This window comes from Modestobacter lapidis, from assembly GCF_054780755.1.
On the sequence record NZ_BAAGVS010000013.1, the window covers coordinates 1 to 16,186 of the forward strand.

Here is a 16,186-nt window from a genome sequence, read left to right on the forward strand (position 1 = left end):
ACCACCGCGTGGTCACCCCCGCCCTGCGGAAGGCCGTCGAGCGGCGCGACAAGGCCTGCGTGTTCGCCGGCTGCAACGCACCGACCTGGTGGTGCGACGTGCACCACCTCATCCACTGGATCCACGGTGGCGAGACCAACCTGACGAACTCAGCGCTCCTCTGTGAACGGCACCACACCAAGGTCCACCACGGCTTCCGGGTCGAACGACCACCCGACGGCCGATGGCGCACCTACCGCCCCGACGGCACCGAGATCATCATCGGCCCCCGCTGCCCCTGAACGGCCCGGCCAGGGACGGGCTGGTGGGCGCGGCCTCATCGGGCGCCCACAAGCCGATGCGGTGAGCGGGCTCAGACTTCTCCAGGGTCGGCGCCTCAGGTCAGACTGAGTTTCGCTGAGTCATCGGGCTGTCGCGCGTCGCCGTGCAGTACTGCAGCCCAGCCGATCGCCGTCGACAGCATGACCACACCCAGCAGCGGCGAGCCGTACCAGACGACGGCTAGCGCCCCGCCTGCGTGAGCGGCAACGAGCGTGTTCAACCCGCCATCACGCCGCCGCAGACGAGCGATGCCGGCGGTCATCGATACAACCGCCAGCACGATCAGAGCTGAGGACGCTGCGGCAGACTCCCGACGCAGGTCGGCGGTTTCCCATGGAAGAAGTGGTATGTCCGGCGGGCCAATGCCTTCGATGAGCATGGGCGCTGCCAAGCTGGCGATCGCCTCGACTGCTGCCTGGAAGAGCAGTAACGAGCCGGTGAGGGTCATCCGCAGTCCGGTCACGGCTACATCCTGCGGCGTCGGCCGGTCCGAACCAGCCTGCCCGTCGGGTGTCCCGGGGCCATGGCCTCGGGCCGTGCTTCGTTCGCCGTCCCGGCGACCACCCGCGCAGTCGGGCCACGGCCTCGTCGTCTCGCTCAGCGGTCGTCCGCGCACGGCCGGAGCATCGCCATGACGTCGCTGTCAGGGCGGACGTCAATCTCGGTTGTGCCTGCTCACCGGCCCCCTACGCTGCCGTTGGGACCAGGGCGGTTCCCGGACGGATGGGTGGTCACATGTCGGAGGGCGGGGCCTCGGAGGCCGAAGCGCGGGACTTTGCGGCGGCGGTCCGGTCGCTGCTGGCCTGGGTGCACGCACCCGAGGGCGAGCGCAACGAGGTGGCCGCGCTGGTCAAGGAGGTGCTCGGGGAGGACGGCCCGACGCAGTCGGTGGTGACCCGGCAGCTGCCGCCCTTCGAGCACGTCAACCTGCAGACCGCGCTCGACGCGTGGTCGGCCGAGGAGGGGCGGCGGGTCGAGGTCCGCGGTATCGCCCTGCCTCCGCACTTCGGCGGGATCTCGCTGCAGCAACTGGTCAGCGGTGAGGCGCTGCCACCGCTGCGGCTGTCGGCGCCCGGCGTGGTGGACCTCCCCAACGGCCCGGACTCGACGCTGGCCTGTCTGCGGCTGGCGCTGCTGGTGGTCACCGACTCCCTGGGCCGGTACGTGCTGATGGTGCAGGCGCCGTCGGACCACCACGAGCCCGTGCTGACCGTCGAGCTCGCCGGGCTCCCGGTCCGGCAGGCGCAGACGGTGCTGGGCGACCTGGAGCGGCTGAGCCGCCGGCTGAACGTCTACCGGGGGCAACTGCTGGAGGTGACCCAGACCGCGATGGGCGGGGTCAGCCTGGACTTCCTCGGCGTACCGACCACCGGCCGGGACGACGTCGTCCTGCCCGAGGCGGTGCTGGACCGGGTCGAGCGGCACGCCCTGGGGGTCGCCGAGCACCGGGCTGCGCTCGTCGCGGCCGGCCAGCACCTCAAGCGTGGCCTGCTGCTCTTCGGCCCGCCGGGAACGGGCAAGACGCACACCGCCGGCTACCTGCTCGGCCGGATGACCGAGTACACCCGCCTGGTGCTCACCGGCCGGTCGCTGGGGGTGGTCGGGGCGGTGACCGAACTGGCCCGGGAACTCCAGCCCGCCGTCGTCGTCCTGGAGGACGTCGACCTCGTCGCCGCCGACCGGTCCTTCGGACCCGGCGGCAGCCCGGTGCTGTTCGACCTGCTGGACGCCATGGACGGCGCCGCGGCCGACGCCGACCTGCTGTTCGTACTGACCACCAACCGGGCCGACCTGCTCGAACCCGCGCTGGCCGCCCGCCCCGGCCGGGTCGACGTCGCCGTCGAGATCGACCTCCCCGACGCCGGGGCCCGCCGGCGGCTGCTCGAGCTCTACGGCCGGCACGTCCCGCTGCAGGTCACCGACGCCGACGTCGAGGCGGCTGTCGAGCGCAGCGACGGTGTCACCGCCTCCTTCCTGAAGGAGCTGCTGCGCCGGGCCGTGCTCGAGGCCCTGCGCGACGACGGCGAGCTCACCGCCGTCACCGGCCGGCACCTGACCCGCGCGCTCGACGACCTGCTCGACTCCACCCAGTCGGTCACCCGCACCCTGCTCGGTGTCGGCGGAGACCCGGCGACGCCGATCGACGGCGGCCCCGCGCCGATGCCGTCCCCGGCAGGGTGGGTCGCGCACCCCGGGCGCCACGGAGGACGCCGCCGCAGGTGACGCACCCGCCCCGGCCGATAGCGTGTGCGGCGTGCAGCTGACCGTCGTCGACCACCCGCTCGCCCGCGCCCGACTGTCGCGGATGCGCGACGAGCGCACCGACAACGCCGCGTTCCGCGCCGCCCTGCGTGAGCTCACCCAGATGCTGGTCTACGAGGCCACCCGCGAGCTCACCGTCGCCGAGGAGCCGATCACCACGCCGGTCACCGACACCACCGGCTACCGGCTGGCCGCACCGCCGCTGATCGTGCCCGTGCTGCGGGCCGGCCTGGGCATGGCCGACACCGCGCACGGCATGCTGCCGGAGTCGCAGATGGGCTTCGTCGGCCTCGCCCGCAACGAGGTCACCTTCCAGCCGGAGGCCTACATGGCCTCGCTGCCCGAGTCGCTGGTCGACCGGGAGGTCTTCGTTCTCGACCCGATGCTGGCCACCGGGGGCTCGCTTGTGCACTGCTGCGGGCTGCTCACCGGCCGCGGCGCCACCGCGATCACCGTGTTGTGCGCCCTCGCCGCCCCCGAGGGCCTGCGCCGGCTGGAGGAGAGCGGGCTGCCGCTGCGGGTCTTCACCGCCAGCGTCGACGAGCGGCTCGACGATTCGGCCTACATCGTCCCGGGCCTCGGGGACGCCGGCGACCGGCAGTTCGGCGCGGTCTGATGCGCTTCGCCGTCCTGGGCACCGGGCACTGGGCCCGCACCGTGCACGCCACCTCGCTGGCCGGCCACCCCGACGCCGAGCTGATCGGCGTATGGGGGCGCGACCTGGCCAGGGCCAAGGGCCTGGGGGCGGAGTTCGACGTCCCGGGCACCGACGACCTCGACGCCCTGCTGGCCGACGTCGACGCAGTCAGCATCGCGCTGCCCCCGCACGTGCAGGCGCCGCTCGCCGAGCGGGCCGCCACCGCCGGCAAGCACCTGCTGATGGAGAAGCCGATCGCCCTCTCGACCGAGGCGGCCGACAGGGTCGTGGCAGCGACCGGGGCCGCCGGCGTCGCCTCGGTGGTCTTCTTCACCGCCCGCTTCCGGACGGCGACCTCCACCTGGCTCGAGCAGGCCGGCCGCACCACGCTGGCCGGCGGGGCGATGACCTGGCTGAGTGCCCGCGCGGGCAGCCCCTTCGAGAACTCCCCGTGGCGCGACGAGCAGGGGGCGCTGTGGGACATCGGCCCGCACGCGCTCTCGCTGCTCGTCCCCGCCCTGGGCCCGGTCGAAACCGTGCAGGCCGGCGCGGGGCAGGGCGACACCGTCCACCTGGTGCTCACCCACCTCGGGAGCCGGACCAGCACGGTGACGCTGTCGCACACCGTGGCCCCGCTGGCCACCGGCATCGAGACCTGGGTGCATGGCGACGCCGGCCGGCTGGTGCTGCTGCCGGACTTCGAGAACCCGGTCGAGGCGCACCGGGTCGCCGTCGACGAGCTGGCCGCGGCCGCCCTCACCGGCGGCGCCCACCCCTGCGACGTGTCCTTCGGCCGGGACGTGGTGCGGGTGCTGGCGGCCGCGCAGCGCGCGCTGGGCTCCGGCGGCCGGGAGCCCGTGGCGTCATGACCGGCCCAGGTGTCGCGGCGATGGCGACTCGGCTCCACGACCGGGACCACTCGGCCGGGAGGTTGTCGGTGCAGTCCCGACCCGCGGCCGGATCGCCGCCGTCCACCTCGCCGCGCAGGCGCCAGGAGCAGGGACACTGATCCGGTGGGCTTCTCGCAGTGGTACCTGCGCCGTGGGCGCATCGACCGTCGCACCTGGTGGCTGCAGTACACGTTGCCGCTGACCGGTCTGGCCCTGCTGGGCCTGTTCGCCGACCTGTCCCTGGGCAACATCGACCTCGACGCGGTCGCGGCCGGTGGCTCGCCCTACGGGCCGATGGTCGCCACGGTGGTGCTCCTGACCGCTCCAGCGTCGATCTCGGCCAGCGTCGCCCGGCTGCACGACCGGGGCATGCCGGCCTGGTGGCTGCTGCTGGGGCTGGTGCCCTATGTCGGCGGCCTGGCGCTGTTCGTCCTCAACGGCCTCCTGCCCGGGGACGCGGGCCCGAACCGCTATGGCCCGGCGCACGACGGCCCGGTGGCCCAGCACCCGATGTTCCCGCCGCCGTCTGCACCACCACCGTCGGGGCCGTCGCCGTCAGGACCGCCGACCGCGCCGCCGTCCGCACCGCCCTACTGGGGTTGAGAACGGCGGTCCACCGGAGTCGGTGACGGCAGCGAGCTCGCTTCCGCTCAGGCCCCGAGCTCGTCGAGGGACGTGCGGTGCAGCTCCTCCAGCGGCGTCCAGGGCAGCTCCCCGCGGCGCACCCGGTCCATCGACGGTGCGTACCGGCCCCGCCACTCGTCGGCCAGGGCGAGGGCGTCGACGTCCTCCCCGAGCAGCCGGCGGACCTCCCGGGCGACCCCGCTGCGCCAGTCGACCACCGTGCCGAACACGTCGAACACCAGCGCCCGGACGTCCACCGTCACAGCTCCAGGGCCGCGGCCATCTCGGTCCGCAGCCCGTCCAGCTGCTCCGCACCGCGGACCCAGGCGGCCGGCACCCCGGCGTCGTCGGGCACCGGGACGACGGTCTCCAGGTAGGCCTTGAGCTTCGGCTCGGTCCCGCTGGGCCGCACCACCACCCGCACGCCGTCGCCGTGCAGGCGGACGGCGTCCACCGGCGGATCCGCCGCGGCCAGGTCGGTCGCCTCCACCGGGCGGCCGAGCAGCTGCACCGGTGGCCGCGCCCGTAGCCGGGCCATCGCCCCGGCGATCACCGACAGGTCCGCCACCCGCACCGAGTACTGGCCGGTGGCGAACAACCCGTGCTCCCGGGCCAGCTCGTCGAGCCGGTCGAGGAGCGTGCGCCCGTCGGTGGCCAGTTCGGCAGCCAGCAGCGCGACGGCCAACGCCGCGGAGATGCCGTCCTTGTCCCGCGCGACCGTCGGCGTCACCGCGTAGCCCAGCGCCTCCTCGTAGCCGAACACCAGCGGCGCATCCGGCGTCCCGGCCCGGATGATCCACTTGAACCCGGTCGGGGTCTCGGCGAACGGCACGTCGTGCGCCCGGGCCAGCTCGCCCAGCAGCGAGCCGCTGACCAGCGACGCCGCGAAGGTGCCGCGCACGCCGCGGCGCAGCAGCCAGTCGGCGAGCAGCGCGCCCACCTCGTCGCCGGTCAGCTGCCGGCCACCGCACACCACCGAGCACCGGTCGGCGTCCGGGTCCTCGGCGATCGCCACGTCCGCGCCCACCCGCTCGGCGACGGCGATCAGCCGGTCGACCGCCCCCGGTTCCTCCGGGTTCGGAAAGGCGACGGTGGGGAACTCCGGATCCGGCACGTCCTGCTCGGCCACCGCGTGCAGCGGGGCGAACCCCGCGGCGGTGAACACCCGTCGGGTCGTCGCCGCACCCACGCCGTGCATCGCGGTGTAGGCGACCACGAGCCGGCTCCGCGCCCCGGCGTCCACCCGCCCGGGGTCGAGCGCCCGCAGCACCGCGGTCACGTAGTCGTCCTCGACGGCGTCGCCCAGCGTCGTCCAGTCCTCCCCGCGCGGGACCTCCCGCGCCGGGCCGACCGCCCGGATCGCCGCCTCGATCTCCCGGTCGGCCGGCGGCACCAGCTGGGCGCCGTCGCCGAGGTAGACCTTGTACCCGTTGTCGAGCGGCGGGTTGTGGCTGGCAGTGACCATGATCCCGGCGACCGCGCCCAGGTGCCGGACGGCGAAGGCCAGCACCGGCGTCGGCAGCGGCCGCGGCAGCACCGACACCGCGAACCCGGCGCCGGTCAGCACCCCGGCGGAGATCCGGGCGAACTCCTCGGAGCGGTGGCGGGCGTCGAAGCCGATCACCACGCCGCCCCCGGCGTGCCCGGTGTCGGCCAGGTACCGGGCGAGCCCGGCGGCGGTGCGCGTGACCACCGCGGCGTTCATCCCGGCCGGTCCGGCGCGCAGCGGTCCGCGCAGCCCCGCTGTCCCGAAGGTCAGCGGGCCGGCGAACCGCCGGGTCAGCTCGGCGGTGGCGGTGTCATCGGTGCGGGCGGCGGCGATCAGCGCCTCGATCTCGGCGCGGTCACCGGGGTGCGGGTCGTCGGCCGCCCACGCCCGGGCGAGGGCCGGCACGTCGGCTGCGCCCACGGGTGACCTCGCGAGCTCGCTCACGGCTCGTCCCGCGCGGCCGGCTGCCGGGCCTCGATCCGCTCGGCGTCGAACACCTCGGTCGCGTACTCGCCGCCCACCCGGGTGTGCACCGGGTCGGTGGGGTCGGGCTGCCCGTGCACCTCGAGCAGCGCCGCGGCGAAGGACTCGGCGTCGTCCACCGGCTCGTAGCCCAGCGCGCGGGCAGCGGTGAGGTCCCACCAGCGTCGGGTGTTGTCCGAGACGCCCCAGACGACGGCGAAGCCGGGGGAGGGCGCGGTGAGCGCGGCGTCGACCAGCCCGACCGTGTCGGTGGGGGACAACCAGGTGGACAGCTGGCGGACCGTCGTCGGCTCCGGGAAGGCGCTGCCGATCCGCAGGCAGACGACGTCCAGGCCGTAGCGGTCGACGTAGAGCGAGCCGAGCGCCTCCATCGTCGCCTTGGAGACGCCGTAGTAGGTGTCGGGCCGGTGCGGGGCGTCGGCCTCGGCGAGCAGGCCCTCCGCCGGCCGCGGGGTGTAGCCGGTGGCGTGGTTGCTGCTGGCCAGCACCACGCGCGGCACCCCGGCCCGGCGGGCGGCCTCGAGCGCGCAGTACGTGCCCTCGATGTTCGTGTGGCTGATGGCCGGCCAGGTCGACTCGGTGGCGATGCCGGCCAGGTGGACGACGGCGGAGGCCCCGGCGGCGGCGTCCACCATCGCCGCGAGGTCGGTGACGTCGGCGACCACCTGCTCCTCGCCCGGGCGCACCTCGGCGAGCGGGACGACGTCCAGGCTGCGCAGCCCCCAGCCCCGCTCGGGCAGGCCGGCGCGCAGCCAGCCGCCGATCAGCCCCGCCGCGCCGGTGACCAGGACTGGGCCCGTCGTCACGGTGCCCATCGGTTCGCTCCCGCGGGGCGCTCCGCTCCTCGCTCCATGACGCGGGTCGCCTCCGCGGTCGCTCCGCTCCTCGCTCGCAGGGCTCGCTGCGATGCTCACTCCCTGTCGGCTCCGGCCCTCGCTGCGATGCTCGCGCCCCTGTCCGCTCACGGCAAACGCCCGATCAGCTGGACCAGGAACTGCCCGAGCTGCCCGGCGGCGGACCGGCCGGCGGCCAGCACCTCGAGGTGGTCCAGCGCCTCCCCGGTGACCCCGGCCGCGGCGTTGGTGACCAGTGACAGCCCCAGCACCTCCAGCCCGGCGGCGCGGGCGGCGATCGCCTCCAGCGCGGTGGACATGCCGACCAGGTCCGCGCCCAGGGTGGTCAGCATCCGGATCTCGGCCGGGGTCTCGAAGTGCGGGCCGGGCAGCGCGGCGTAGACCCCCTCGGTCAGCGACGGGTCGACCTCGCGGGCCAGCGTCCGGAGCCGGGCCGAGTACAGGTCGGTCAGGTCGACGAACGTGGCGCCGACCAGCGGGGAGCGGGCGGTGAGGTTCAGGTGGTCGCTGATCAGCACCGGCATGCCGACGCGGTGGTCGGGGGAGAGCCCGCCGGCGGCGTTGGTCAGCACGACCGTGCGCACCCCGGCCGCGGCTGCGGTGCGGATGCCGTGCACCACCGGCTCGACGCCCAGCCCCTCGTACAGGTGGGTGCGGCCGAGGAACAGCAGCACCCTGCGCTCACCGACCCGCACCGAGCGGATCTCGCCGCCGTGACCGGTGACGGTGGGTGCGGTGAAGCCGTGCACCTGGGCCATCTCGACCGCGGCCGACGCCGGGCCGAACGCCGCGGCGGCCGGCGCCCAGCCCGACCCCATGACGACGGCGACGTCGTGCCCGCCGCCGAGTGCGGTGGTCAGGTCCTCGGCGGCACGGTCCGCCCGGGCGGCGGGGTCGTTCGGGGGCAGGGGCGTGGGCTCGCTCACCCCCGGAGCATAGGAAGGGCGGCGGAGGATCGTCGGCGAACCTACGATCACGGGGTGCCGATCCCCTTCCACTCCTCCGAGCGCTCGAGCCTGGGGGTCGAGTGGGAGCTGCAGCTCGTCGACCCGCAGACCCGCGAGCTGACCGCCGGCGCCACCGAGATCCTCGCCGAGCTGCGGCCCGAGGGCGCCGAGGAGCACCCCAAGGCCAAGCACGAACTGCTGCAGTCGACGATCGAGATCATCACCGGTATCTGCGGCACGGTCGCCGAGGCGAAGGCCGACCTGGCCGGCACGCTGGCCGAGGTCGCCCCGCTCGCCGAGCGGCACGGGCTGTCGCTGATGTGCGCGGGCAGCCACCCGTTCACCCGGTGGGACACCCAGCAGATCTCGCCCAAGGACCGCTACACCGAGCTGGTGCAGCGGATGCAGTGGCCGGCCCGCCGGCTGCAGATCTTCGGGGTGCACGTGCACGTCGGCGTCCGCTCGCCGGACAAGGTCATCCCGATCGTCAACGCGCTGACCCAGTACGTGCCGCACTTCCTCGCGCTGTCGGCGTCCTCGCCGTTCTGGTCCGGTTGCGACACCGGGCTGGCCTCGGCCCGCACCAAGGTCTTCGAGGGCATGCCCACGGCGGGGCTGCCCTACCAGCTCGCCGACTGGGCGGAGTTCGAGGAGTACATGGACACGCTGATCCGGGCCGGCGCCATCGAGAGCGTCCGGGAGGTGTGGTGGGACATCCGCCCGCACCCCGACTTCGGCACCGTCGAGCTGCGGATCTGCGACGGGTTGCCCACGCTCACCGAGATCGGCCTGGTCGCGGCGCTGGCGCAGTGCCTGGTGGAGAAGTTCGACCAGGAGATCGACCGGGGCTACACGCTGCCCTCGCCGGCGGACTGGATCGCGCGGGAGAACAAGTGGCGCGCAGTGCGCTACGGGCTGGACGCCGACATCGTCGTCGACGACAAGGGCACCGCGCTCCCGGTCCGGCAGGCGATCGCCGACCTGGTCGAGGAGCTGACGCCGACCGCCGGGCGGCTGGGGTGTGCCGACGAGCTGGCCGACGTGCGGCGGGTCCTGGAGGTGGGGGCTTCCTACCAGCGGCAGCGGGCGGTGGCCGCGGCGCACGACGGCGACCTGTGCCCGGTCGTCGACAGCCTGGTGGCCGAGCTGCGCGACGACCTGCCCGGTGCGGCGCCGGCGTGACGGCGGCTGCGGGCGCCGGGCCCGCGATCGACACCTGGGCCGCCGAGCACGACGCCGAGCTGGTCGCCGTCCGCCGGCACCTGCACGCCCACCCCGAGCTCGGGTTCGCCGAGTACGAGACCACCGCCTTCCTCGAGCAGCGCCTGCGGGCCGCCGGGCTGCAGCCGCGCCGGCTGGCCGGTGGCACCGGGCTGGTCTGCGACGTCGGGCCGGGGGCGGACGCCGGGAGCCCGGTCGTGGTGCTGCGCGCCGACATCGACGCGCTGCCGCTGGCCGACCTCAAGGACGTCGAGTACGCCTCGACCCGCGCGGGCCTCTGCCACGCCTGCGGGCACGACGTGCACAGCACCGTGCTGCTCGGCGTCGCGCTCGCCCTCGCCGGGCAGCCGGACCTGCCCGGCACCGTCCGCTGCGTCTTCCAGCCCGCCGAGGAGCAGGTTCCCGGTGGGGGATGGCAGGTGGTCCAGCAGGGCGTGCTGGACGGCGCCATCGGCGCCTTCGCGCTGCACTGCGACCCGTCCGTGCCGGTGGGCCGGGTGGGGCTGCGCACCGGCTCGATCACCGCCGCCTGCGACCGGGTGGAGGTCACGCTCAACGGGCCCGGCGGGCACACCGCCCGCCCGCAGCTGACCGTCGACCTGGTGCACGCGCTGGGCCGGGTGGTCACCGAGGTGCCGGGCCTGCTGTCCCGGCTGGTCGACCCGCGGGCGGGCATGTCGCTGGTCTGGGGCGCGGTCAGCGCCGGGGTCGCGCCCAACGCCATCCCGGAGACCGGCCTGCTCCGGGGCACCCTGCGAGTGCTGGACCGCGACGTCTGGGAGTCCGCCGAGGGCCTGATCCGCGGGCTGGTCGACCAGGTCGCGGCCGGCAGCGGCGCCGCGGTGGCGGTCGAGTACGTGCGCGGGGTGCCCCCGGTGGTCAACGATCCGCGCGGTGTCGCCCTGCTGCGCGCGGCGGCGGTGCAGACGGTCGGCGCGGACGGCGTCGTCCTGTCCCCGCAGAGCATGGGCGGCGAGGACTTCGGCTGGTTCGCCGAACGGGTGCCGATCGCGCTGGCCCGGCTCGGGACGCACGGCGGCGGCGCGCCGCTCGACCTGCACCGCGGCACCTTCGACGTCGACGAGCGGGCCATCGGCGTCGGGGTGCGGCTGCTGGCCCACGCCGCCCTGGGCGCGCTGGCCGCCCGCGCGGTGCCGCCCGCGGCCGCCTCCGGTGCCGAGCGCATGCGGTAGACCTGCACCAGCACCACCCGTCCACGAGAGCCGGTGACCCCGATGATGAGCTCGACCGAGCAGCACGAGCCGAGCCCGCCCGAGACCTCTATCGACGCCGAGGTCCCCGCCGAGCCCCCCACACCGGAGGAGCTCAGCCTCGCCGGTGGGTTCCCCGCCGCCGACCGCGACCAGTGGCGCGAGCTCGTCGCCGGCGTGCTGCGCAAGGCCGGTCGCACCGACCTCCCCGACCCGGTCGAGGACGCGCTGCGCACCACCGTGGCCACCGGCGTGCGCGTCGCGCCGCTCTACACGGTCGAGGACGCCGGAGACCTGCCCACCGCGGTCGGGGTGCCCGGTCTCCCGCCGTTCGTCCGCGGCGCACGCCCCGGTGCGGCCGGGGAGACCGCGGCCGGTGGGGCAGATCCGGACGTCCCCGGCGGCTGGGACGTGCGGCAGCGGCACGCCGATCCGGACGTGGCGCTGACCCGCGAGGCGGTCGCCGCCGACCTGGAGAACGGCGTCTCCTCGCTCTGGCTGGTGCTCGGCGAGGGGGCGGTCCCGGTGGACGCGCTCGGTGAGGTGCTCGCCGACGTCCTGCTCGACCTCGCCCCGGTGACCGTGCAGGGCCGCCGGCCGGCCGCCGAGGCGTTTCTCTCGCTCGTCGAGGGACGCACCGACCTCGCTCCCGGTGGCTCGCTCGGGCTCGACCCGCTCGGCGTGCACGCCGCCTCGGGGGAGGAGCAGGACCTCACCGGCCTGGCGGCGGTGGCCCGGCGGGCGATGTCGCATCCCGGGCTGCGGACGGTCGTCGTCGACGGCACGGTGTTCGCCGACGCCGGGGCCTCGGCGGTGGAGGAGCTGGGCTGCGCGCTGGCCGCCGGCGTCGCCTACCTGCGGGCGCTGACCGAGGGCGGGCTGAGCGTCGACGAGGCGTTCGGCCAGCTGGACTTCCGGCTGTCGGCCACCGCCGACCAGTTCACCACCATCGCCGCGCTGCGGGCCGCCCGCCGGCTCTGGGACCGGGTCGGGCAGGCCAGCGGGGCGTCGCCGCGGGCGCGGGCGCAACGCCAGCACGCGGTCACCTCCGACGTGATGGTCACCCGGCACGACCCCTGGGTGAACATGCTGCGCACCACGGTGGCCTGCTTCGCCGCGGGCGTGGGCGGGGCCGACGTCGTCACCGTGCAGCCCTTCGACGCCGCGCTCGGGTTGCCCGATGCCTTCGCCCGCCGGATCGCGCGCAACACCCAGAGTCTGCTGGTCGAGGAGGGCCACCTGGCCCGCGTGCTCGACCCGGCCGGCGGGTCCTGGTACGTCGAGTCGCTCACCGAGTCGCTCGCCCAGGCGGCGTGGGCGTGGTTCACCGAGATCGAACGGGCCGGCGGGCTGCCCGCCGCGCTGTCCGCCGGTCTGGTGGCCGACCGGATCGCCGCCGCCTGGGACGAGCGGTCGCAGCGGCTGGCCACCCGCACCGAGGCGGTCACCGGGGTCAGCGAGTTCCCGAACCCCACCGAGGTGCTGCCGGCCCGCCGTTCCACGCCCGAGGTGCTCCCGCCCGCGCCGGGTGGGCTGCCCCGGGTGCGGGCCGCCGCCGCCTTCGAGGAGCTGCGCGACCGGGCGGAGGGCGCCGAGCCCCGTCCCGGCGTGTACCTCGCGACGCTCGGCCCGGTGGCCCGGCACACCGCCCGGGCCGGCTTCGCCGCCAACCTGTTCGCCGCCGGCGGCCTGCGCACCCCCACCGGCGACGGCGCGGGCGGCTTCCCGACGGCGCGGACGACGGTCGCCTGCATCTGCGGCACCGACCGCGAGTACGAGGGATCCGCGGCCGACCTGGCCGCGCAGCTCCGGGGGGCCGGGGCGAGGCAGGTGTGGCTCGCCGGGAAGGAGTCCCTGGCGGTGGACGGCGTCGACGGCCACGTGTTCGCCGGGTGTGACGCCCTCGCCGTCCTCCGGGCGGTGCACGAGCAACTGGCCGTCCGCCAAAATGGCCATTTTGGCGGTCCGCAGGATCAGGAGGTGCGGGCATGAGCGCGATCCCCGACTTCGGCGGGCTGGAGCTCGGCGCGCCGGCGGCCGACGCGACCCCGGACGACTGGGCCAAGGCCTACGCCGACGCCACCGGGCGGGACGTAGGCGAGGCGACCTGGCACACCCCGGAGGGCATCGACGTCCCGCCGCTGTTCACTCCCGCCGACCTGGCCGACGTCGATTTCCTCGGCACCTTCCCGGGCATCGCGCCCTACCTGCGCGGGCCCTACCCGGCGATGTACACGACCCAGCCGTGGACGGTCCGGCAGTACGCCGGGTTCTCCACCGCCAAGGAGTCCAACGCCTTCTACCGGCGCAACCTGGCCGCCGGGCAGAAGGGCCTGTCGATCGCCTTCGACCTGCCCACCCACCGCGGCTACGACTCCGACCACCCGCGGGTGGTCGGCGACGTCGGGATGGCCGGGGTGGCCATCGACTCGATCCTGGACATGCGGGAGCTGTTCGATGGCATCCCGCTGGACCGGATGAGCGTCTCGATGACGATGAACGGCGCCGTCCTGCCGGTGCTGGCGCTCTACATCGTGGCGGCCGAGGAGCAGGGGGTGGAGCCGGAGCAGCTCACGGGGACGATCCAGAACGACATCCTCAAGGAGTTCATGGTCCGCAACACCTACATCTACCCGCCCCAGCCCTCGATGCAGATCATCAGCGACATCTTCGCGTTCACCTCGGCGCAGATGCCGCGGTTCAACTCGATCTCCATCTCCGGATACCACATCCAGGAGGCTGGGGCGACGGCCGACCTCGAGCTGGCGTACACGCTGGCCGACGGCGTGGAGTACCTGCAGGCCGGCCGGGACGCCGGGCTGGACGTCGACGCCTTCGCGCCGCGGTTGAGCTTCTTCTGGGCCATCGGGATGAACTTCTTCATGGAGGTCGCCAAGCTGCGGGCCGGCCGGCTGCTGTGGGCCAAGCTGGTCCAGGAGGCCGGCGGGAGAAACCCGAAGTCGATGTCGCTGCGCACCCACTGCCAGACCTCGGGCTGGTCGCTGACCGCGCAGGACGTCTACAACAACGTCGTCCGCACCTGCCTGGAGGCGATGGCCGCCACCCAGGGGCACACCCAGTCGCTGCACACCAACGCCCTCGACGAGGCGCTCGCGCTACCCACCGACTTCTCCGCCCGGATCGCCCGCAACACCCAACTGCTGCTCCAGCAGGAGTCCGGGACGACGCGGGTCATCGACCCGTGGGGTGGTTCGGCCTACGTCGAGCGGCTGACCTACGACCTGGCCCGGCGCGCGTGGGCGCACATCCAGGAGGTCAAGGCGCACGGCGGCATGGCCCAGGCCATCGACGACGGCATCCCGAAGATGCGCATCGAGGAGGCCGCCGCGCGCACCCAGGCCCGGATCGACTCCGGCCGGCAGCCGGTGATCGGCGTCAACAAGTACCGGGTGGCCGCCGACGAGGCCGTCGACGTGCTGCGCGTCGACAACGCCGACGTGCTCGCCCAGCAGCAGGCCAAGCTCGAGCGGCTGCGGGCCGAGCGCGACCCGCGCGCGGTGCAGGAGACGCTGGCCCGGCTCACCGACGCGGCCCGCGCGGCGGCCGGGGGACGGCGGGGCGACGACCTGGACGCCAACCTGCTGAAGCTCGCCGTCGACGCCGCCCGGGCGAAGGCCACCGTGGGTGAGATCTCCGACGCGCTGGAGACCGTCTACGGGCGGCACGCCGGTCAGGTGCGCACCATCTCCGGTATCTACCGCGACGAGGCAGGAAAGGACGGCGCCGTGGCGGAGACCCGCGCGATGGCCGCGGAGTTCGCCGAGGCCGAGGGACGCCGCCCACGGATCCTGGTGGCCAAGATGGGCCAGGACGGGCACGACCGCGGCCAGAAGGTGATCGCCACGGCCTTCGCCGACCTCGGGTTCGACGTCGACGTCGGCCCGCTGTTCCAGACCCCGGAGGAGGTCGCCCGGCAGGCCGTGGAGGCCGACGTGCACGTCGTCGGCGTCTCCTCGCTGGCCGCCGGCCACCTCACCCTGGTCCCGGCCCTGCGGCAGGCGCTGGTCGACCTCGGTGCCGACGACGTGCTCATCGTGGTCGGCGGGGTGGTGCCACCCGCCGACGTGCCCACGCTGCGGGAGATGGGTGCCGCGGCGGTCTTCCCGCCCGGCACGGTGATCGCCGAGGCGGCGCAGGAGCTGCTCCGCACCCTCGCCCAGCGCCTCGGTCACCCGTGACGGGGGGCCAAAGTCGCGACTTTGGCCCCCCGGCTGGACGCGCCGTCGACGTCGCCGCGCTCGCCGAGGGAGTCCGCGCCGGCGACCGGCGGGCGGTGGCCCGCTCCATCACCCTGCTGGAGTCCCGCCGCGCCGACCACCGGGAGGCCGCCCAGCAGCTGCTCGTGGAGCTGCTGCCGGACGCCGGGGGAGCCCGCCGGGTGGGCATCAGCGGCGTGCCGGGCGTGGGCAAGTCGACGTTCATCGACACCCTCGGGACGACGTTGACCGCGGCCGGTTCCCGGGTCGCGGTGCTGGCCGTCGACCCGTCGTCAGCCCGCTCCGGCGGCTCGATCCTCGGCGACAAGACCCGGATGGCGCGGCTGGCCGTCGACCCGCACGCCTTCATCCGGCCCTCGCCGACCGCCGGCACGCTGGGCGGGGTGGCCCAGGCGACCCGTGAGTCGATGGTGGTGGTGGAGGCCGCCGGTTACGACGTCGTCCTGGTCGAGACCGTCGGCGTGGGCCAGTCCGAGGTCACCGTGGCGGAGATGGTCGACTCGTTCCTCTTCCTCGCCCTGGCCCGCACCGGTGACCAGCTGCAGGGCATCAAGCGCGGCATCCTGGAGATCGCCGACGTCATCGCGGTGAACAAGGCCGACGGCCCGGGCGAGGTGGACGCGCGCACGGCCGCGCGGGAGCTCGGCGGTGCCATCCGGATGCTGCGCGGTCGAGGGGCGGACGGCTGGGCGGTTCCGGTGCTCACCTGCTCCGGGCTCAGCGGTGCCGGGCTGGACGAGGTGTGGGCGAAGGTGCTCGAGCACCAGGACCGGATGCGCGCCTCCGGCGCCCTCGAGGAGCGGCGCCGGGCCCAGCAGGTGCGCTGGACATGGGGGATGGTGCGCGACGGGCTGGAGCACCGGCTGCGCGCCCACCCCGCCGTCCGGTCGGTGGCCCCGGAGTTGGAGCGGGCGGTGCTGGCCGGGGAGCTGACCCCGGCGCTGGCGGCCCGGCAGCTCCTGGACGCGTTTCTCGGCGCCACCCCCACCACTCCGCCGTGATCATGGGG

Annotated in this window: 15 protein-coding genes; 10 read left to right on the forward strand and 5 right to left on the reverse strand. The window is 74.8% G+C overall.

The features are described 5' to 3' along the window. The coding region (locus tag ACYVG5_RS13780) for an HNH endonuclease signature motif containing protein (protein ID WP_460683256.1) at positions 1 to 281 on the forward strand (281 nt) is incomplete at its 5' end. Between the two features lie 95 nt (positions 282 to 376). Here ACYVG5_RS13780 and ACYVG5_RS13785 read toward each other — a convergent pair. Beyond that, on the reverse strand, positions 377 to 784 hold the full coding sequence (locus tag ACYVG5_RS13785) for a hypothetical protein (protein ID WP_222049950.1): 408 nt from the start codon (positions 782 to 784) through the stop codon (positions 377 to 379). A gap of 272 nt (positions 785 to 1,056) precedes the next feature. Here ACYVG5_RS13785 and ACYVG5_RS13790 point away from each other — a divergent pair, with 272 nt between their 5' ends. The 4 genes from ACYVG5_RS13790 (at position 1,057) to ACYVG5_RS13805 (ending at position 4,713) form a co-directional block, all read left to right on the forward strand. Beyond that, positions 1,057 to 2,544, forward strand: coding sequence for an AAA family ATPase (locus ACYVG5_RS13790; protein ID WP_222049949.1), 1,488 nt, complete (start codon positions 1,057 to 1,059; stop codon positions 2,542 to 2,544). A gap of 31 nt (positions 2,545 to 2,575) precedes the next feature. Further along, positions 2,576 to 3,199, forward strand: a complete 624-nt coding sequence (gene upp / locus ACYVG5_RS13795; RefSeq protein ID WP_222049948.1) for a uracil phosphoribosyltransferase — start codon at positions 2,576 to 2,578, stop codon at positions 3,197 to 3,199. After that, a complete protein-coding gene (locus ACYVG5_RS13800; protein WP_222049947.1) occupies positions 3,199 to 4,089 on the forward strand; it encodes a Gfo/Idh/MocA family protein in 891 nt (296 codons plus the stop codon). The genes upp and ACYVG5_RS13800 overlap by 1 nt, the downstream gene beginning before the upstream one ends. A 144-nt stretch (positions 4,090 to 4,233) precedes the next feature. Next, complete coding sequence (locus tag ACYVG5_RS13805; RefSeq protein ID WP_222049945.1) at positions 4,234 to 4,713, forward strand: DUF805 domain-containing protein; 480 nt, start codon at positions 4,234 to 4,236, stop codon at positions 4,711 to 4,713. A 47-nt stretch (positions 4,714 to 4,760) separates the two neighbouring features. Here the strand turns inward: ACYVG5_RS13805 and ACYVG5_RS13810 are convergent, their stop codons facing one another. The 4 genes from ACYVG5_RS13810 to ACYVG5_RS13825 form a co-directional block, all read right to left on the reverse strand. Next, positions 4,761 to 4,997: an HAD family hydrolase gene (locus ACYVG5_RS13810; RefSeq protein WP_222049944.1), complete on the reverse strand. Its 237-nt coding sequence runs from the start codon at positions 4,995 to 4,997 to the stop codon at positions 4,761 to 4,763. Continuing rightward, positions 4,994 to 6,667, reverse strand: coding sequence for a phospho-sugar mutase (locus ACYVG5_RS13815; RefSeq protein ID WP_460683257.1), 1,674 nt, complete (start codon positions 6,665 to 6,667; stop codon positions 4,994 to 4,996). The genes ACYVG5_RS13810 and ACYVG5_RS13815 overlap by 4 nt, the downstream gene beginning before the upstream one ends. Continuing rightward, on the reverse strand, positions 6,664 to 7,521 hold the full coding sequence (locus tag ACYVG5_RS13820; protein WP_222049943.1) for an NAD-dependent epimerase/dehydratase family protein: 858 nt from the start codon (positions 7,519 to 7,521) through the stop codon (positions 6,664 to 6,666). Before ACYVG5_RS13820 ends, ACYVG5_RS13815 begins: the two co-directional genes overlap by 4 nt. Positions 7,522 to 7,667: 146 nt before the next feature. Then, on the reverse strand, positions 7,668 to 8,486 hold the full coding sequence (locus tag ACYVG5_RS13825; RefSeq protein ID WP_460683258.1) for a purine-nucleoside phosphorylase: 819 nt from the start codon (positions 8,484 to 8,486) through the stop codon (positions 7,668 to 7,670). Between the two features lie 54 nt (positions 8,487 to 8,540). Here ACYVG5_RS13825 and ACYVG5_RS13830 point away from each other — a divergent pair, with 54 nt between their 5' ends. The 5 genes from ACYVG5_RS13830 to meaB are packed head-to-tail and all read left to right on the forward strand — an operon-like array spanning position 8,541 to position 16,178. Continuing rightward, complete coding sequence (locus tag ACYVG5_RS13830) at positions 8,541 to 9,689, forward strand: glutamate--cysteine ligase (RefSeq protein ID WP_222049942.1); 1,149 nt, start codon at positions 8,541 to 8,543, stop codon at positions 9,687 to 9,689. Then, positions 9,686 to 10,921 carry an amidohydrolase gene (locus ACYVG5_RS13835; RefSeq protein WP_222049941.1) on the forward strand — a complete coding sequence of 412 codons (1,236 nt, stop codon included), beginning with the start codon at positions 9,686 to 9,688 and terminating at the stop codon, positions 10,919 to 10,921. Before ACYVG5_RS13830 ends, ACYVG5_RS13835 begins: the two co-directional genes overlap by 4 nt. A gap of 42 nt (positions 10,922 to 10,963) precedes the next feature. Continuing rightward, positions 10,964 to 12,931 carry a methylmalonyl-CoA mutase subunit beta gene (locus ACYVG5_RS13840; protein ID WP_246630849.1) on the forward strand — a complete coding sequence of 656 codons (1,968 nt, stop codon included), beginning with the start codon at positions 10,964 to 10,966 and terminating at the stop codon, positions 12,929 to 12,931. Then, a complete protein-coding gene (gene scpA / locus ACYVG5_RS13845; RefSeq protein WP_222049940.1) occupies positions 12,928 to 15,138 on the forward strand; it encodes a methylmalonyl-CoA mutase in 2,211 nt (736 codons plus the stop codon). Before ACYVG5_RS13840 ends, scpA begins: the two co-directional genes overlap by 4 nt. Then, positions 15,135 to 16,178: a methylmalonyl Co-A mutase-associated GTPase MeaB gene (gene meaB / locus ACYVG5_RS13850; RefSeq protein ID WP_222049939.1), complete on the forward strand. Its 1,044-nt coding sequence runs from the start codon at positions 15,135 to 15,137 to the stop codon at positions 16,176 to 16,178. Before scpA ends, meaB begins: the two co-directional genes overlap by 4 nt. Positions 16,179 to 16,186 lie beyond the last annotated feature (8 nt).

Coding starts and splice junctions, on each gene's coding strand:
- ACYVG5_RS13840 (WP_246630849.1), top strand. CDS start 10,964: ATGATGAGCTCGACCGAGCAGCACGAGCCGAGCCCGCCCGAGACCTCT.
- ACYVG5_RS13820 (WP_222049943.1), bottom strand. CDS start 7,521: ATGGGCACCGTGACGACGGGCCCAGTCCTGGTCACCGGCGCGGCGGGG.
- ACYVG5_RS13790 (WP_222049949.1), top strand. CDS start 1,057: ATGTCGGAGGGCGGGGCCTCGGAGGCCGAAGCGCGGGACTTTGCGGCG.
- ACYVG5_RS13800 (WP_222049947.1), top strand. CDS start 3,199: ATGCGCTTCGCCGTCCTGGGCACCGGGCACTGGGCCCGCACCGTGCAC.
- scpA (WP_222049940.1), top strand. CDS start 12,928: ATGAGCGCGATCCCCGACTTCGGCGGGCTGGAGCTCGGCGCGCCGGCG.